11 protein-coding genes and 4 pseudogenes are annotated in these 16,907 nt (G+C 57.7%); 8 read left to right on the top strand and 7 right to left on the bottom strand.

Annotation, left to right across the window (positions count from 1 at the left end; translation table 11 throughout):
* Positions 1-2: 2 nt before the first annotated feature.
* The 5 genes and pseudogenes from CAter10_RS23370 to CAter10_RS03485 all read left to right on the top strand — a co-directional run bounded on the left by CAter10_RS23370 (position 3) and on the right by CAter10_RS03485 (position 3,649).
* On the top strand, positions 3-1,019 hold the full coding sequence (locus CAter10_RS23370) for an MJ0042-type zinc finger domain-containing protein (RefSeq protein ID WP_061532301.1): 1,017 nt from the start codon (positions 3-5) through the stop codon (positions 1,017-1,019).
* Positions 995-1,452 (top strand): annotated as a pseudogene (locus CAter10_RS24465) (DUF3426 domain-containing protein). The gene CAter10_RS23370 and the pseudogene CAter10_RS24465 overlap by 25 nt, the downstream one beginning before the upstream one ends.
* A 143-nt stretch (positions 1,453-1,595) precedes the next feature.
* Positions 1,596-2,526, top strand: a pseudogene (locus tag CAter10_RS03495) (carbohydrate kinase family protein).
* A 207-nt stretch (positions 2,527-2,733) separates the two neighbouring features.
* Complete coding sequence (locus CAter10_RS03490; protein ID WP_082797777.1) at positions 2,734-2,976, top strand: hypothetical protein; 243 nt, start codon at positions 2,734-2,736, stop codon at positions 2,974-2,976.
* A 133-nt stretch (positions 2,977-3,109) separates the two neighbouring features.
* Entirely contained in the window at positions 3,110-3,649 is a 540-nt protein-coding gene (locus CAter10_RS03485) for a peroxiredoxin (RefSeq protein ID WP_061532297.1), read from the top strand.
* 79 nt (positions 3,650-3,728) lie between these two features.
* Here the strand turns inward: CAter10_RS03485 and CAter10_RS03480 are convergent.
* Positions 3,729-4,969 (bottom strand): annotated as a pseudogene (locus tag CAter10_RS03480) (MFS transporter).
* Positions 4,970-5,211: 242 nt separating this feature from the next.
* Here CAter10_RS03480 and CAter10_RS03475 point away from each other — a divergent pair.
* Positions 5,212-6,003, top strand: coding sequence for an AraC family transcriptional regulator (locus CAter10_RS03475; protein WP_061532296.1), 792 nt, complete (start codon positions 5,212-5,214; stop codon positions 6,001-6,003).
* A 228-nt stretch (positions 6,004-6,231) separates the two neighbouring features.
* Here the strand turns inward: CAter10_RS03475 and CAter10_RS03470 are convergent, their stop codons facing one another.
* Positions 6,232-6,840, bottom strand: coding sequence for a glutathione S-transferase C-terminal domain-containing protein (locus tag CAter10_RS03470; RefSeq protein ID WP_061532295.1), 609 nt, complete (start codon positions 6,838-6,840; stop codon positions 6,232-6,234).
* 238 nt (positions 6,841-7,078) lie between these two features.
* Between CAter10_RS03470 and purB the strand changes: the two genes are divergently transcribed.
* On the top strand, positions 7,079-8,446 hold the full coding sequence (purB, locus tag CAter10_RS03465; protein WP_061532294.1) for an adenylosuccinate lyase: 1,368 nt from the start codon (positions 7,079-7,081) through the stop codon (positions 8,444-8,446).
* Between the two features lie 221 nt (positions 8,447-8,667).
* Here purB and secF read toward each other — a convergent pair whose 3' ends face one another.
* The 5 genes and pseudogenes from secF to queA all read right to left on the bottom strand — a co-directional run bounded on the left by secF (position 8,668) and on the right by queA (position 14,500).
* Positions 8,668-9,612: a protein translocase subunit SecF gene (gene secF, locus CAter10_RS03460; RefSeq protein ID WP_061532293.1), complete on the bottom strand. Its 945-nt coding sequence runs from the start codon at positions 9,610-9,612 to the stop codon at positions 8,668-8,670.
* Positions 9,613-9,714: 102 nt separating this feature from the next.
* Positions 9,715-11,580: a protein translocase subunit SecD gene (secD, locus tag CAter10_RS03455; protein ID WP_061532292.1), complete on the bottom strand. Its 1,866-nt coding sequence runs from the start codon at positions 11,578-11,580 to the stop codon at positions 9,715-9,717.
* A gap of 169 nt (positions 11,581-11,749) precedes the next feature.
* Positions 11,750-12,103: a preprotein translocase subunit YajC gene (yajC, locus tag CAter10_RS03450; protein WP_061535150.1), complete on the bottom strand. Its 354-nt coding sequence runs from the start codon at positions 12,101-12,103 to the stop codon at positions 11,750-11,752.
* A 222-nt stretch (positions 12,104-12,325) separates the two neighbouring features.
* Positions 12,326-13,452 (bottom strand): annotated as a pseudogene (tgt, locus tag CAter10_RS03445) (tRNA guanosine(34) transglycosylase Tgt).
* A 28-nt stretch (positions 13,453-13,480) separates the two neighbouring features.
* The gene (gene queA / locus CAter10_RS03440) at positions 13,481-14,500 is read right to left on the bottom strand and encodes a tRNA preQ1(34) S-adenosylmethionine ribosyltransferase-isomerase QueA (protein WP_061532291.1); all 1,020 of its coding nucleotides are present in this window, start codon (positions 14,498-14,500) and stop codon (positions 13,481-13,483) included.
* A gap of 184 nt (positions 14,501-14,684) precedes the next feature.
* Here queA and recG point away from each other — a divergent pair, with 184 nt between their 5' ends.
* The gene (recG, locus tag CAter10_RS03435; RefSeq protein WP_082797776.1) at positions 14,685-16,814 is read left to right on the top strand and encodes an ATP-dependent DNA helicase RecG; all 2,130 of its coding nucleotides are present in this window, start codon (positions 14,685-14,687) and stop codon (positions 16,812-16,814) included.
* Positions 16,815-16,907: the final 93 nt, after the last annotated feature.

Here is a 16,907-nt window from a genome sequence, read left to right as displayed (position 1 = left end):
CCATGGCGCTAGCGACCCAATGTCCGCATTGTCAAACCACCTTCCGGGTCGCCAATGACCAGTTGAAGCTGCGCGGCGGCCTGGTCCGCTGCGGTAGCTGCCGTGAAGTATTCAACGGCATCGAGCATCTGGTGCGGCCAGAAGTTGCAACTCCTGTCTCAACACCCGTGGCCGCGCGGGTCGCCGCTCCTGAACCGGCTCCTGCCGCAACGCAAACAGCCAGCCCGGCTGCCACCGAAATCGCAGCAACAACAGAGCAGCAGACTCCACCCTCGTCGCATCCTCACCAGGATGAACCCGCTGCCGCGCCGGAACCCGAGCGAGTATTGGCAACCGATGCCGCGGTGGTGGTCGCTACAGATCATCCGCTGCCGACAGTTGCCCACAGCGAGGCAGCTGCGCATAGCCCGGCGCCGGCCGAAAAGATGTCGACCTCGGTGTCGGACCGCGTAGAAGCAGCTATCGACGGCCTGGAAGAAGATTTGCGCATCGCTGAAGAAACCAGCCAGTCCGCTCCGGCCGATGTCCACCACACGCCGTTTGGCCTGGTCAAACCTTCGGCGCCGGCAGAACATGACGAAGAATCTGGTGAAGCCCCCCAGCCTAATGTCTGGCACCGCCATATTGATGTCGATCCCCATGTCGACGACGAAAACGACAGCGACAAACAGATGGCGCGCATGACCTTGATGCATGTCGCCGGCGAAAACGACTATACGGTCGATGCCGAAGGCAAAGCCGCAGCAAGAGACAATGCAGCATCATCCGATGATGACGAGCTGGACCGCATCATCGACGAATTACAGCGCAAACCCTGGCGCGGCGAAAAAAATGCCTCTATGGCGCAGAACACGGCCGAAGGCAGCGAAAGCAATAACCGCAGGAAGGGGCGCGACAGATCTGCCGAGCCGGAACAGGAAATTTCCGACGAACCCGATTTCGTCCTCAGCGCCCGGCGCAAGCAACGCATCGGCGGCGCATTGCGCGGCATCATGTGGGTGTCGGCGCGTTGTTGCTAGTCGGCGCCATCGGCCAATCGGCGTACCTGTTCCGCGACCAGCTGGCGGTGCGCGTGCCGCAGCTCAAACCACTGCTGACCGGCGCCTGCGCCAAAATCGGCTGTCGCGTTGACCTGCCGATGAAAATCGATACGATTTCGATCGATGCCAATGAATTGCAGGCGCTCGACCCAGCCCGCAATATCTTTCGCTGAACCTGCTGCTGCGCAATCGCAGCGACACCGTGCAAGCATGGCCGAACATTGAACTGACCTTGAACGACGCCAACGAAAAGGCTATCGTGCGTCGCGTCTTTACGCCGCGCGATTACCTTAGCGCGGCAACCAATGCCAGCCTCGGCTTTGGCAGCGACCAGGAGCAGCCCATCAAGTTGACGTTCGAACTACAGCAGCTGAAAGCCTCCGGCTATCGGGTCTATCTGTTTTATCCGTGACCGCTGCAAGGTTTGTTGCGCGGATGATAAACTCCGCACAGTTATTTCTCTTTGCAATTTAACCGTTTTATCTCATTGAGGCGGGACCAGCTAACACGCCGAAACATTGCGGCGCACGAGCCCTTCCCCGCAAACCAGACAACATGACATCACTCATCTGCGGTTCATTGGCGTACGACGTCATCATGCAATTTCCAGGGCGTTTCTCGGAATCGCTGCTGGCCGACCAGCTACACAAAATCAGCGTTTCATTCCTGGTGCCGACCATGCGTCGCGAATTTGGCGGCTGCGCCGGCAATATCGGGTACAACCTGAAACTGCTGGGCGGCGACCCGCAGATCATGGCGACTGTCGGCCACGATGCCGGTGACTACCTTGAGCGCCTGGAACAGCAAGGCATTTCGCGCCGCTCGGTGCGCACCATCGAGTCGATCTACACTGCGCAATGCTTCATCACCACCGATGCCGACAACAACCAGATCACCGCCTTCCATCCGGGCGCGATGACTTATTCGCATGAAAACAAAGTGGCCGAAGCCGGCCCGGTCAAATTGGCGATCGTCGCGCCGGACGGCCGTGACGGCATGCTGCAACATGCTGAAGATTGCGTCGCCCAGGGCATCCCGCTGATCTTCGATCCGGGCCAAGGCATGCCGATGTTCAATGGTGAGGAGCTGAAGCATTTCATCGAACTGGCTACCTACATCGCGGTCAACGACTATGAAGCGGAAATGCTGGCGGCGCGTACCGCTTATCGCTGTCGCAGATTGCCGAACGCGTATCGGCGCTGGTCGTAACGCGTGGCGAGCTGGCGCAGAAATCTTTACCTCCAACAGCAAGATCGATATTCCTTGCGTCAAGGCCGAACGCGTACTCGATCCGACCGGTTGCGGTGATGCTTTCCGTGCCGGCATGCTGTACGGCCTGACCAATGGCATGGACTGGGCCACTACCGGCCGTCTGTCCAGTTTGTTGGGCAGCATCAAGATTGCGCATCAGGGGCCACAGAACCACGCGCCCAGTCGCGCGGAAATCGACGACCAATTCCAGCGTGAATTTGGTTACCGATTGTAAAAGTAGCACATCCATTTCCATGCTCCGTATTGATACTGTACGGAGTATGGGAAAAGATTAGCCTCTCCGCAGAGTTATTTTAGCCACCTCATTAGATATACTCCCCTCTATCACTGATTCAAGCGTGATACATCCCGCCCTTCCCAACCTGAACTTATCTGCTAGGCTTATATCCAATTTCCATTAGATCAATGGATGGAGGGCCAAATGAAAAAACGACTTCTCATGACAGCGGGCTTGCTAGGTGCAACCATACTGCTAGGGGGCTGCGTTGCCGTGCCTTACAACGGCAACCAGTATTATGGCGGCGGCTACGGCGGCTATTACGATGGCGGCTACTATGCGCCAGCGCCGGTGTATGCGGCGCCTGCCATCGGTATCGGCTTTGGCTACTACGGCGGACGTGGCTGGGGTGGACGCGGTTGGGGTGGCGGCTGGCACGGTCGTTGATGCAAGGTGCCGCAAGCACCGGATGACGTCGATGCGTCTCATTGATCACATATTTGCCGAATGACCGAACAAGTCATTGGACAACTCCCATGTCTCGAAGCATGATGGCGGATATCTTTGACCAGGAGTCCCCATGAAACGACTGATTGCAGCATTGCTGATTTGTGGCGCCATTACCGCGCCGGCTTTTGCCGCCCTTAAAGCAGGCGACAAAGCACCATCCTTCACGACGCAAGCGTCGATGGGCGGCCAGGTGTTTACCTATTCGCTGGCCGACGAACTGAAAAAAGGCCCGGTCGTGCTGTACTTCTATCCGGCGGCCTTCACCAAGGGCTGTACCATCGAAGCGCACCTATTTGCCGATGCAGTCGACAAATACAAAGCGCTTGGGGCCACCGTAATCGGAGTGTCTGCAGACAACATCGACACCCTCAACAAATTTTCGGTGAGCGAATGCCGCAGCAAGTTTCCGGTTGCCGCCGACCAGGACCAGAGCATCATGAAATCATATGATTCAGTGCTGCTCTACAAAACGGGCTATGCCGACCGCGTGTCCTATGTCATCGCGCCGAACGGCAGCATCATCTACGAATACAGCAGCATGGATCCGGACAAGCATGTCAGCAATACGCTACAGGCGCTGGAACAATGGGTCGCCAAGCAAAAGAAATAATCGGTACCTCTTTCCAACATAAAAAAGCGCGCTTGCATGTGGCAAGCGCGCTTTTTTTATGGGTATCTTGCCTGCGACGTCAGCCCGCTGCCTTGCGTCGATATGCATCAAGATTCGGCAGGAACATCGCCAGCAAGCCGATCAGCGGCAAGAACGAGCAAACCTGATAGACGAAACTGATGCTGGTCATGTCAGCCAATTTGCCCAGAGCCGCGGCGCCGATGCCACCCATGCCGAAGGCAAAACCGAAGAACAGGCCGGATACGGTGCCCACCTTGCCTGGCACCAGTTCTTGGGCAAATACCAGGATCGCCGAGAATGCCGAAGCCAGGATCACGCCGATCACCACGGTCAGGATGCCGGTCCAGAACAGGTTGGCATACGGCAGCATCAGTGTGAACGGGGCCACGCCCAGGATCGATACCCAGATCACCAGCTTGCGCCGACCTTGTCGCCGATCGGTCCGCCCAGCACTGTGCCGGCGGCGACTGAAAACAGGAACACGAACAGGTGCAACTGTGCCGACTGCACCGACAGATGGAATTTATCAATCAGGTAGAACGTGAAATAGCTGCTCAAGCTAGCCATGTAAAAATACTTGGAAAAAATCAGCATCAGCAGGATGCCGATCGAAAACATGACCTTCTTGCGCGGCAACACGAAATGATGTTGGTGAGCCTTGGCTGGACGGCTCTTGGCCTCCTGGCGCTTGCGCTTGTACCAATTGCCGATCTGCCACAGCACCACGATCGCCAGCAGCGCCGCTGCCGAGAACCAGGCGATGCTGCTTTGTCCGTGCGGAATCACGATCCATGCCGCCAGCAACGGCCCCATCGAGCTGCCGGCATTGCCGCCGACCTGGAAGATCGACTGCGCCAAGCCGTGGCGGCCGCCGGAAGCCATGCGGGCAACCCGGGACGACTCTGGATGGAAGATCGACGAACCGGTACCGACCAACGCCGCCGCCAACAGCAGGATGCCGTAGTTGGGCGCAACCGACAGCAGCAACAGGCCGATCAACGTAAAGCCCATCCCCAGCGCCAGCGAATACGGCTTCGGATGCTTGTCGGTGTACAGCCCGACCAGCGGCTGCAGGATTGACGCGGTGATCTGGTAAGTCAGCGTGATCAGGCCGATCTGCGCGAAACTGAGGTTGAAATTTCCTTTTAGCAACGGATAGATCGACAGGATCAGGGACTGGATCATGTCATTGAGAAAGTGCGCAAAACTGATGGCGCCCAATACACGGAAGCCGGTCTTTTCGGCATCGTGCGAATCCAGCGCGGGGGAAAGCTGCTTGGTGGCGGTTTGCATGGTCATCGAATAAAAGTGGGTAATCAGGTGGCCCAGATGACGCCGCCGCCTTTTGTATCACGTTGCAGCGGACTATGGTCATGGGCGAGTTAGAAGTGTAAGCAAAAACTTAGAGACTGTTTTAAGATAGAACGACATAATTTGTCGATTTTCTGCCAATTTGACCTTTCACCCACTGCTGGCCATCCTGGCTTGCAACGACAAGGCCTGGATGGCTGAAAAGCATCGCTGTATTTCAGAGAAAACCTATGCCCGCGCAAATACTCACCCATACCCGCATCGACCTGCTCGACGTTGTACCGGATGCTGCGCATCCGGTGCGGGTGCGGGCTCGAAATCTGGAGGCGGCCGAACTGCTGCACGCTCACTCACATCCATGGGGACAGGTTACCTATGCGGCAGAAGGCGTGTTGCGCGTCAGCGTCGGCAACAGCACCTGGATCGTGCCTCCGCTCAGGGCGATCTGGATTCCGCCGCTGGTGGAACATGAAATCGCCACCATGGAAAAATCACAGTTGCGCGCGCTGTATGTGCATAGCGACTTGGCGCCGTTTGACGGCCGTCAATGCATCGTGCTGGAAGTCTCCACTTTGCTGCGCGAATTGATCGCCGCACTGTCGCAGGTCAATGAAGATAGTCAGCGCGAGACACTGATCAGCCAGTTGATCCTGAACGAACTGGCCGAAGCCAAAACCCAGGCGATACGCATTGCGCTGCCGACAGAGAAACGCCTGCACGCAATCTGCCAGGCCTTGATCGAGACGCCCGATTCGAATACCACGCTGGCCGATTGGGCGCAGCAAGTCGGCGCCTCGGAACGCACCCTGGCGCGCCTGTTCGAACGCGATCTGGGCATGACTTTCGGCCAATGGCGGCAGCAGATCAGGCTGGCGCATGCCGCGCCGATGATCGCGCGCGGCATGCCGCTGTCGCTGGTCGCGACAGAATTGGGCTATGCTAGCCAGTCGGCGTTTTCCGCGATGTTCCGAAAAACCTTTGGCCAATCGCCATCGACATTCTTCGCGCCCAAGAAAAACTAGCGCGCCATCAGTTGAAGGACAGCAACGTCGTCGAAAACGCGGGATGACAAATTCTGGGTGGATTGCCGTTGGGCGAACGGCCTGGAAATGCGTGAGAGCTTATGCAGAGGGAATAGATATCTGGACACTCGCTGCTCCGCCTTTTCGTTGACGAAACAGCCAGCGTCGGTGAGATGCGCGTCTGTTGTTACTTCGAATCGATTGTCCGCGACAGTTGGCGCATTAGGCTTACTGCGGGACGGTGTCCTTGAACGACTGGCGCTCGGACAATTTCTCGAACAATTTTGCCAATGTCGGATAATCTTCGCGCCAAGTGATTTCCGGGAAACGGAAACTGAGCCAGCCGAGTGCGCAACCGACTGCAACGTCGGCCAGCGAATAGTGTGTACCGGAACAGAATGGTTTTTCCGCTAAACCGGTCGCCATCGCCTTCAGACCGGCATCGATCTTGCGCTGCTGACGATCGATCCAGGCCTGGCTGCGCAGTTCCGCAGGACGCTGCAAACCTTCCAGGCGAATCAGAACCCCGGCTTCGAGGACACCGTCAGCCAGCGCTTCCCAGCATTTGACTTCGGAACGCTCGCGACTGTTGATCGGAATCAGTTTGCCAACCGGGGTCAGGGTATCGAGATATTCGACGATCACATGCGAATCGAACATCGCGCCGCCGTCTTCCATCACCAGGCAAGGCACCTTGCCCAATGGATTGGACGCCTGGATCTTGGTTTCCGCAGACCAGACATCTTCCAGTACGAAGTCGTAATCGAGCTTCTTCTCCGCCATCACAACACGGACCTTGCGAACAAAAGGACTACCCAGGGAACCGATCAGCTTCATATGTCACTTATAGCAAAAAATTATGACCGATTATAACATTCGACATAAGCCACTTTGTTGATCCGCAGCCCTCTCGGTACGGAAAGCGACATATTTACCACGATCACAATGGTAAAATTCGGCTTCAGTTGTTATTGCCCTGTTTTCTTACGGATAAGCAACAGCGGTGCACAATTGCAGCTCAGGAATTGTTGACGCTTCGACCTTATCTTCATTCACCTCTATAGTCATCACTATCATGTCTCTTTCCACGCTTTCCGCCCTGTCCCCGCTGGATGGCCGCTACGCCGCCAAAACCGACAAACTGCGCCCGATCCTGTCCGAAGCAGGCTTCATGCACCACCGGGTCAAGGTTGAAATCGCTTGGCTGCAGGCTCTGTCGCAAGCCGGCTTCACTGAAATCAAACCGTTCTCGGCCAGCGCTACCGCGTTGCTCGACAAACTGGCCAGCGATTTCAGCGAAACCGATGCAGAACGCATCAAGGCCATCGAAGCAGTCACCAACCATGACGTGAAAGCAGTCGAATACTGGCTGAAAGAGCAAGTCAAGGACGTGCCGGAACTGGTTGCGGCGTCGGAGTTCATCCATTTCGCCTGCACTTCGGAAGACATCAACAATACCTCGCACGGCATGATGCTGAAAGCGGCGCGCGACACCGTGTTGCTGCCGGCTCTGCAACAAGTGATCGCCAAGCTGACCGAACTGGCGCACGCCAACGCCGACCTGCCGATGATGTCGCGCACCCATGGTCAACCGGCCAGCCCGACCACGCTCGGCAAGGAAATTGCCAACGTCGTGGCGCGCCTGCAACGTGCGACCAAACGCATCGCCGCAGTGGAAATTCTCGGCAAGATGAACGGTGCCGTCGGCAACTACAATGCTCACCTGTCGGCTTATCCAGACTTCGATTGGGAAAACTTCTCCAAGAACGTCATCGAACAACGCCTCGGCCTGGTCTTCAATCCATACACGATCCAGATCGAGCCGCACGACTACATGGCCGAACTGTTCGATGCGATCAGCCGCAGCAACACCATCCTGCTGGATTTGAACCGCGATATCTGGGGTTACATCTCGCTCGGCTACTTTAAGCAACGCACCAAGGCCGGCGAAATCGGTTCGTCGACCATGCCGCATAAGGTCAACCCAATCGACTTCGAAAATTCCGAAGGCAATCTGGGCATGGCCAATGCCGTACTCAAGCACATGTCGGAAAAACTGCCGCTGTCACGCTGGCAGCGCGACCTGACCGATTCGACTGTACTGCGCAATATCGGCGTCGGCCTCGGTTATGCGATCCTGGCTTACGACAGCTGCCTGCGTGGCCTCAACAAACTGGAAGTCAATCCGGCGCGCCTGGGTGAAGACCTGGACGCAACCTGGGAAGTGCTGGCCGAGCCGGTACAGACCGTGATGCGCCGCTACGGTATTGAAAATCCGTACGAACAGTTGAAAGAACTGACCCGCGGCAAGGGCATTTCCAAGGATGCACTACGCGAATTCATCCTCAAGCTGGAAATTCCTCAGGAAGCCAAGGATCACTTGCTGGCGATGACGCCGTCCAACTACATCGGACGGGCAGCGGCGCTGGCGAAGAAAATCTAAGCCACACTTTGAGAGAACGTACGTGGGCACCAGCGCCCACGCTACGTTTTTCAGGCAATAAAAAACCAGCCCGAAGGCTGGTTTTTTATTGAGATGTCGTAGGGGCCTCGGGAAACCGTAACCTGCGCTGCAAGGTCGGCAGGAGAAGCGCAGCCGTACGCAGGTACGGCGAGCATCGCAGTGTCGAGATTGTAGCGCGCAGTAGGTTTATCGATGCCCCGTCAGACTACGGCGCCATCTGTCTCGTCCTTTTCCTTGATCGGCTTGATCATGTCTTCACGTTTGACGCCCAGCCACATCGCCACGGCGGCAGCAACAAACACTGAAGAATAGATACCGAACAGAATACCGATAGTCAGCGCCAGAGCAAAGTAGTGCAATGCCGGGCCGCCGAAGACGAACATCGACAACACCATGATTTCCGTGCTGCCATGAGTGATGATGGTACGCGAGATCGTGCTGGTGATCGCATGATTCATGACGTCAGGCACTGCCAGCTTGCCGAAGCGGCGATCGCGGAATGTTTCGCGGACGCGGTCGAACACCACTACCGATTCATTCACGGAATAACCCAGCACCGCCAGGATCGCCGCCAGCACCGTCAGCGAGAATTCCCATTGGAAGAATGCGAAGAAGCCAAGGATGATGACCACGTCATGCAAGTTGGCGATGATCGCCGCCACCGCGTATTTCCATTCGAAACGAATCGCCAGGTAGATCACGATACCGATCACCACGAACAACAGCGCCATCAAACCGTCATGCGCCAGTTCGTCGCCAACTTGTGGTCCGACGAATTCGGTGCGTTTCAGCTCGACATCGGCATCCTGTTGCTTCAGTGCAGCCAGCACGGTCGCGCTTTGCTGACCGGAGTTCACACCCTTCTGCGCCGGCAGACGAATCATCACGTCCTGCGCTGTGCCGAAATTGGTTACCTGGTTATCGCTATAACCGAGACCCTCGACAGTCTTGCGGATGCCGTCGATATTCGCTGGCTTGGTATACGCTACTTCGATGACCGTGCCGCCGGTAAATTCGATCGACAGATGCAGGCCTTTCGAAAACAGAAAGAACACTGCAGCTACGAACGTCAGCGCCGAAATTACATTGAAAATCAATGCATGGCGCATGAACGGAATATCTTTTTTGATGCGGAAAAGTTCCATCACATTCCTTTTTGTTCACTGTGGCCGCTATGTAAAACGACCTCAAATAACTTCTGTCGCGTCATCCCCACATTCGCGGAGACGACGATTTTTCTGTTCGATTCAAGCGTTCGGCTTCCAGATTTGACCAATCGACAAGCTGGTCAATTTCTTCTTGCGGCCGTACCACAGATTAGCGAAACCGCGCGACACGAAGACCGCCGAGAAAATCGAGGTCAGGATGCCGAGGCAGTGCACCACCGCGAAACCGCGAATCGCGCCGGAACCGAAAATCAGCAGCGCCAAGCCGGCAATCAGCGTCGTCACGTTGGAGTCCAGGATGGTGGCCCAGGCGCGATCAAAACCGATGGCAATCGCAGCTTGCGGCGAATTACCGTTACGCAGCTCTTCGCGGATACGTTCGTTGACCAGAACGTTGGAATCGATCGCAATACCCAGCGTCAGCGCAATCGCGGCGATACCAGGCAAGGTCAAGGTCGCCTGCAATGTCGACAGCACCGCGATCAGCAGCAGCAGGTTGACCGACAGGGCCAGAACGCTGAACACGCCGAACAGCATGTAATAGATGATCATGAAGACGGCGATCACGGCAAAGCCGTACATGGTCGAATCGAAGCCCTTCTTGATGTTCTCAGCACCCAGTTGCGGGCCGATGGTGCGTTCTTCGATGATTTCCATCGGCGCCGCCAGCGAACCGGCACGCAACAGCAGCGCCAGATCGGCTGCCGCTTCCGGCGAACCCATGCCGGTGATCTGGAAGCGTGAGCCCAACTCGCTCTGGATGGTCGCTACCGTCAGGACTTCGCCCTTGCCTTTTTCGAACAGCACGATTGCCATGGCCTTGCCAACCTTGCCACGGGTGGCGTCGCGCATCTTGCGGCCGCCATCGCCGTTAAGATCGATACTGACCGCAGGCTGCTGATTCTGGTCGAAGCTGACGGCGGCGTTGGAGATGTAGTCACCAGTCAGGACCGGGTCTTTGTACAGCACTACCGGCGCATTCTTGCCAACCTTGAACAGTTCGGAGCCGAACGGTACAGCAGCTGTTGCTTCAGTACCGCGAGTCACCGACTCATCTACCATCCGCACTTCCAGCGTAGCGGTACGGCCGATGATGTCCTTGGCGCGCGAGACATCCTGCACACCAGGCAACTGCACCACAATGCGGTCCGCGCCCTGGCGCTGGATGATCGGCTCGGCAACGCCCAGTTCATTGACACGTTTCGACAACGTGGTGATATTTTGCGTAACACCGTTATCGACGATCTGCTTCAGCGCTTCCGGTTTCAGCGTCGCAACCAGCGTCGGATCGGTGCCGGCCACTGGCGGCGCAACCTGTATCTGCATTTCCGTCAATTGCGGTGCCAGCAGGTCGCGCGCCTTGTTGAGGGTGTCCTGGTCGCGGAAACTGATTTCGATCGCGTCGCCGTTGCGGTTGATGCCGCTGTAGCGGATATCCTTGTCGCGCAAGGCGCCGCGGGCGCTGGCTTGCAAGCCTTGCAAGCGCTTGTTGATGACCGCCTTGGTATCGACCTGCATCAAGAAGTGCACACCGCCGCGCAAATCGAGACCCAGGTACATCGGGAACGCGTGCAAGGCTTGCAGCCAATGCGGCGTATTCGGCATCAGGTTGAAGGCGACTACGTAAGTCGGATCGGTCGGATCGGTATTCAGACTTTGCTCAAGCAGCGCCTTGGCCTTGAATTGTGTGTCGGTATCGTGAAAACGGGCGCGTACCGTGCCTTGGGCGCCGGTGTTTTCAAACGCGACGCCGTCAGCCTGCAAATTACCTTGCTGCAGCACTTGCGAGACCCGGTCAGCCAGTGAGCTGTCGATCTTCAGCGTCGATTTGCCGCTGCTCACCTGTACCGCAGGCGATTCGCCAAAGAAGTTCGGTATGGTGTACAGCACGCCAAACAGCAGCGCGATGACGATCAGAATATATTTCCAGAGAGGATAGCGATTCATATTGATTCAGCGTTCTGTGTGAGTCTCGATATCAAGTGAGTCTCTTGCTTGCAGTGTTGATGCTGCCGAAACCCTGGGCGCGGGGCGCTACGGGGCTCTTGTCCGTACCGGGCAGGTACATTGGAAGAGAGCATCCGAAGTGGATGCTCTCTTTTCATCAAGCGGGCTCTTACAGCACCGTCTTGATCGTACCCTTTGGCAACAGCGTGGTGACCGAACCCTTTTGCACCAGGACTTCAGTGCCACTGGCGATTTCCAGTGTGATGTAACCGTCGGCAACCTTGGTGATCCTGCCCAGCATGCCGCCGGCTGTCACCACTTCGTCGCCCTTGCCGAGCGCATCCATCATGGCCTTTTGTTCTTTCTGACGCTTCATTTGCGGACGAATCATCAGGAAATACAGAACCACGAACATCAAGATGATCGGCAGGAAGCTGGTCAAGTTGCCGCCCAGCCCCAGTGGACCGGTTGCAGCAGTGGCCGCAGGCGCAGCTTGCGCATATGCATTGGAAATAATGAACACGAGTTGCTCCAAGTAGTAGTTTGAAAATAGCCCAGCATTCTAGCATTGGGTAGCGGCATACAACCGCCCGCCATGTCGCCCGTCGCCATTTATTGCCGGGAAAACCGGGACGGCACGCTGCAGCGGATGCTTTGCTGCGGCGCGAGAAACCCGCTGGCATAGATCAAATTGCCAGTGAATAGTTGCAAAATTACATTTTATTACTTATTTTCCTCGACGCAATCAGACGCCGCGCGCCCGATCCGCGTGGAATTTCAGGACAAATGCCGCGAACTGCCCGCATCCAGCGCGGCCCGGATATTCTTCATCAGGTCCAGGTAATAATGCAGATTGTGAATCGTATTCAGCCGCGCGCCAAGAATCTCGCCGGTCCGGTGCAAATGATGCAGGTATGCACGGGAAAAATTACGGCAGGCGTAGCAACCACAGGTTTCATCGAGTGGCTGGGTATCTTCCTTGTAACGGGCATTCTTGATCTTCAGGTCGCCGAAGCGGGTGAACAACCAGCCATTGCGGGCGTTCCGGGTCGGCATCACGCAATCGAACATGTCGACGCCGTTCTCAACGCCGGCCACCAGGTCTTCCGGGGTGCCGACCCCCATCAGATAATGCGGTTTGTCAGCCGGCAGGCGCGGCCCGATGTGCTCCAGCACCCGCATCATTTCTTCCTTCGGCTCACCGACCGACAGGCCGCCGATGGCAATGCCGTGGAAATCGATCTCCTGCAGGCCAGCCAGCGATTCATCGCGCAAATTCTCATACATGCCGCCCTGGACGATGCCGAACAGCGCATTCGGGTTTTCCAGCTGGTCGAATTCATTCTTCGAGCGCTTGGCCCAGCGCAGCGACATGCGCATCGACTGCGCGGCTTCTTCGCTGGTGGCCGGACGGCCATCGATTTCATACGGCGTGCACTCATCGAACTGCATCACGATATCGGAATTGAGCGCCTTCTGGATCTGCATCGAGACCTCGGGCGAGAGGAACAGCTTGTCGCCATTGATCGGCGAGGCGAACTTGACGCCCTCCTCGGTGATTTTGCGCATCGCGCCCAGCGAAAACACCTGGAAGCCACCGGAATCTGTCAGGATCGGCTTGTCCCAGCCCATGAATTTATGCAGACCGCCGAACTTCTCGATCACTTCCATGCCGGGCCGCAGCCACAGGTGGAAGGTATTGCCGAGGATGATCTGGGCTTCGATCTCGACCAGCTCCAGCGGCGACATCGCCTTCACCGAGCCGTATGTGCCAACCGGCATGAAGATCGGCGTTTCGACGTAGCCGTGGTTCAGTTTCAGACGGCCGCGGCGGGCCTTTCCTTCGGTTTTCAGCAGCGTGAATTCAAGCATGGGTAGTGGCAATCTTCGATAATCAGGATCAAACGTTATAGGTAAGCAGCATCGCATCGCCGTAGCTGAAGAAGCGATAACGCTGCGCGATGGCATGGGCGTAGGCCGAGCGAATGCGCTCATAACCGACGAACGCCGAGACCAGCATCAGCAAGGTCGATTTCGGCAAATGGAAATTGGTCACCAGCCGGTCCACGGTCTTGAATGCATAGCCGGGCGTGATGAACAAGGCGGTATCGGCGCTACCGGACTGCAACACGCCCGATTGCGAAGCCGATTCCAGCGCCCGCAAACTGGTGGTGCCGACTGCCACCACCTTGCCGCCGGCCGCCTTGGCCGCCTGCACGGCGTCGACCGTCGCTTCGCTGATGGTGTACCACTCGCTGTGCATCTTGTGTTCCGCCAGGTTTTCGCTGCGCACCGGCTGGAAAGTACCGGCGCCGACATGCAGCGTGACATAGGCGAAACCGATACCTTTCTGGCGCAGGCGCTCCAGCAGGGCTTGGTCAAAGTGCAGGCCCGCGGTTGGAGCGGCGACCGCACCGGCATGTTTGGCGTAGACCGTTTGATAACGGGTTTCGTCGAACGCATCGGCATCGTGCTCGATATACGGCGGCAACGGCAGGCGGCCGTGGGCTTCGATCAACTCGAACACATCGCCCGGGAATACCAGCGTATAGAATTCGCCGACGCGCTCACCGACCACCACATCAAACGCCTCAGCAAGCCGGATACGGGTGCCTGGCGGCGGCGACTTCGAAGCCCGCACCTGTGCATGCACGGTACGGTCGTCGACCACCCGCTCGACCAGCACCTCGACCTTGCCTCCGGTCTCCTTGATGCCAAAGAAGCGCGCCTTGAGCACGCGGGTATCGTTAAACACCAGCAAATCGCCGGCATTGAGCAAGTCGACAATATCGGTAAATTGCCGATCAATTAATTGTTCGCCATCAACGTGCAGCAGGCGCGAAGCGCTGCGCTCGGACAGCGGCGTTTGCGCGATCAGTTCTGGCGGCAAGTCGAAATCGTAATCGGAAAGAGAATGCATGCTCGAATAAATAATGAAATAACAGTCAGGGTGCTCCACAGAAAACACCAAGCCGGGTTGCCAATACGGCTATAGGCTTTACAATGGCAAGCGCTGAAATCCACCTAGTGGAGGATGCGGCACTCGATGCTTTTTGATGAGCAAACCCTCTATTTTACGCCCTGCCGACCAATAACGGCCCGATATGTCTGCTCCGAAGCGAAAAACCGCCACCAAGCCCCCTTCCACACCAGTCGCGAATACCCGCGCCAGCAAGCTGGAAAAACTCGGACTGCGCTCGGACATGGATCTGGTCCTACACCTGCCAATGCGCTACGAAGACGAGACCGAAATCGTCAGCATCCAGCGCGCCGGCATGATGGGCACCAGCGTAGCGCAAGTCGAAGGCGTCGTCACAAGCTGTGACATCCAGTATCGGCCGCGCCGGCAACTGGTGGTCACCATTGCCGACGATACAGGTCAACTGGTGATGCGCTTCCTGAATTTCTACGGTAGCCAGACCAAACAACTGGCGGTTGGCACCCGGGTGCGCGCACGCGGCGAAATCCGCCACGGCTTTTTCGGCGCCGAAGTGGTCCATCCCAATTATAAGGTGGTGCTGGAAGGCGCTCCACTGCCGGAGGTCCTGACGCCGGTCTATCCGTCCGGCGAAGGCCTGTCGCAGGTATTCCTGCGCAAGTCGATTGCCGACGCCATGCAGCACATCGAATGGCGCGACACCTTGTCACCGACACAACTTGCAGCCCAGCAGCTGATGCCGTTTGAAACGGCGGTGCGCCTGCTGCACAATCCGCCGCCGGAAGTCGACGAACATGCGCTGGAAGATCGCTCGCATCCGGCCTGGGTACGCATGAAATTCGACGAGCTGCTGGCCCAGCAATTGTCATTGAAGCGCGCTCAGGTCGCGCGCCGCGCCAAGAATGCCCGAGCGCTACCGACGGTCGGCGAGTTGTCAGCCGCCTTCCTGGCCGCCCTGCCGTTCACGCTGACCGGCGCACAACAGCGGGTCGTGGCCGAAATCAGCACCGACTTGCGCGCCTCGTTCCCGATGCAACGCCTGCTGCAGGGCGATGTCGGCAGCGGCAAGACCGTGGTCGCCGCACTGGCCGCTGCGCAGGCGATCGACAGCGGCTACCAGGCGGTGCTGATGGCGCCGACTGAAATCCTGGCCGACCAGCATTTCCGCAAGATCGCCGCCTGGATGGAACCGCTCGGCGTCGGCGTCGCCTGGCTCACCGGCAGCCTGAAAAAGAAAGAAAAGCTGGCGGCCCTGGCCAAGATCGAATCCGGCGAGGCGCAACTGGTGATCGGCACCCATGCCCTGATCCAGGACACGGTGCAGTTTGCCAAACTGGGGCTGGTGATCGTCGACGAGCAGCATCGCTTCGGTGTCGGCCAGCGGCTGGCGCTGCGCAACAAGACCATTTCCGAGAGCGGCGGCAGCGACGCCGCGCCGGACGATACCAATACGGTGGCAGTAGTGCCACATCAACTCATGATGAGCGCCACGCCGATCCCGCGCACGCTGGCGATGACCTACTACGCCGACCTGGAAATTTCGGTGATTGACGAATTACCGCCGGGCCGCACGCCGATCGTCACGCGCGCGGTCGACCAGAACCGGCGTGACGAGGTGATCGGCCGGGTACACGCTGCCGTACAGGATGGCCGCCAGGCCTATTGGGTCTGCCCGCTGATCGAGGAATCGGAGGCATTGCAGCTGCAGACTGCGACCGAAACCTATGCGACGCTGGCGGAAGCCCTGCCTGACCTGCGCATCGGCCTGGTCCATGGCCGCCTCAAGCCAGCCGAGAAACAGGAGGTGATGGACGCCTTCAGCGCTGGCGAGTGCCACGTGCTGGTCGCCACCACGGTGATTGAAGTCGGCGTCGATGTGCCGAACGCCTCGCTGATGGTGATCGAGCACGCAGAACGGTTCGGCCTGTCGCAATTGCACCAGCTGCGCGGGCGAGTTGGACGCGGTTCGGCGGCCAGCGTATGCTTGCTGCTATATCAAAGCCCGCTGGGCCAGATCGCAAAACAGCGCCTGATGACGATGCGCGAGACCACTGACGGTTTCGAGATAGCCCGGCGCGACCTGGAAATCCGAGGGCCAGGTGAATTCCTGGGTGCGCGCCAGTCGGGCCAAGCCATGCTGCGCTTTGCCGATTTGACGACCGACCAGTGGCTGGTTGACCGCGCGCGGGACCTTGCGCAAACGCTGTTGCAGGAACCGACGCCGGAAAACGTCGCCACGGTTAACGTCCATCTGGCGCGTTGGCTGGGAGGCAAGGAAGATTTTTTGAAGGTGTGACGCGTGGGCACATTGCGCCCACCCTACGCTGAAGCGGCAGCTTGTGCTATAGCAGAGGCGTCGGATATTGCAAAAGCTGCACTGAAACATGGG

The organism is Collimonas arenae, assembly GCF_001584165.1.
GTDB lineage: Bacteria > Pseudomonadota > Gammaproteobacteria > Burkholderiales > Burkholderiaceae_D > Collimonas > Collimonas arenae.
This window is presented reverse-complemented; position numbering and strand designations above follow the sequence as displayed.

Bases quoted from the DNA above. Each gene is read 5' to 3' on its own strand.
- CAter10_RS03470 (WP_061532295.1), bottom strand. From the start codon at position 6,840: ATGAAGCTGATCGGTTCCCTGGGTAGTCCTTTTGTTCGCAAGGTCCGT.
- secF (WP_061532293.1), bottom strand. From the start codon at position 9,612: ATGGAACTTTTCCGCATCAAAAAAGATATTCCGTTCATGCGCCATGCA.
- CAter10_RS03485 (WP_061532297.1), top strand. From the start codon at position 3,110: ATGAAACGACTGATTGCAGCATTGCTGATTTGTGGCGCCATTACCGCG.
- queA (WP_061532291.1), bottom strand. From the start codon at position 14,500: ATGCATTCTCTTTCCGATTACGATTTCGACTTGCCGCCAGAACTGATC.
- recG (WP_082797776.1), top strand. From the start codon at position 14,685: ATGTCTGCTCCGAAGCGAAAAACCGCCACCAAGCCCCCTTCCACACCA.
- CAter10_RS23370 (WP_061532301.1), top strand. From the start codon at position 3: ATGGCGCTAGCGACCCAATGTCCGCATTGTCAAACCACCTTCCGGGTC.
- purB (WP_061532294.1), top strand. From the start codon at position 7,079: ATGTCTCTTTCCACGCTTTCCGCCCTGTCCCCGCTGGATGGCCGCTAC.
- secD (WP_061532292.1), bottom strand. From the start codon at position 11,580: ATGAATCGCTATCCTCTCTGGAAATATATTCTGATCGTCATCGCGCTG.
- CAter10_RS03475 (WP_061532296.1), top strand. From the start codon at position 5,212: ATGCCCGCGCAAATACTCACCCATACCCGCATCGACCTGCTCGACGTT.
- CAter10_RS03490 (WP_082797777.1), top strand. From the start codon at position 2,734: ATGAAAAAACGACTTCTCATGACAGCGGGCTTGCTAGGTGCAACCATA.